Source organism: Leptospira stimsonii (assembly GCF_003545885.1).
GTDB lineage: Bacteria > Spirochaetota > Leptospiria > Leptospirales > Leptospiraceae > Leptospira > Leptospira stimsonii.
This window is the reverse complement of sequence record NZ_QHCT01000046.1, coordinates 1-404: the sequence shown is the minus strand read 5'-3', so window position 1 is coordinate 404 and position 404 is coordinate 1. Positions and strand designations below refer to the sequence as shown.

1 pseudogene is annotated in these 404 nt (G+C 34.4%); it reads right to left on the bottom strand.

The features are described 5' to 3' along the window. Positions 1–133 precede the first annotated feature (133 nt). Positions 134–268 (bottom strand): annotated as a pseudogene (locus DLM75_RS25120) (LBL_2463 family protein); the annotation flags it as partial. Between the last annotated feature and the right edge of the window lie 136 nt (positions 269–404).

The window sequence follows — 404 nt, the reverse complement described above, 5'->3', positions numbered from 1 at the left end:
ATTTTGGATATACCAGAAGGTTTATATTTGAAAGCAATCGAAGAGATTAAGAATGAAACACAGATTCGTATGAAGGTGAATATGCTTTAGGGTATGTCTTTCATTTTGCAGCTGAGATTGCTTAATAGCCCAATCCGTTCAAATCAAACTGTCGATCAAACTCGGGATCATAACCGACGTACCTTAATTTGAAATACGGAAATTGAATAAAATCTCTTGATTGCTCAATGAGCTTGGGGTTCGAATTTTAGTTACATCCAATAAATCCTTTTCCTTTGCTGATTTTTGAAATATCACTTAGATTGGTTGATGCAAGGAAGTTTACCTTTGACAATAAAGTTCGGAAGAATGACCTGGACCCAGTTTGTGATAATCGAAAAACTCAATACTGAATTTATCAAGTT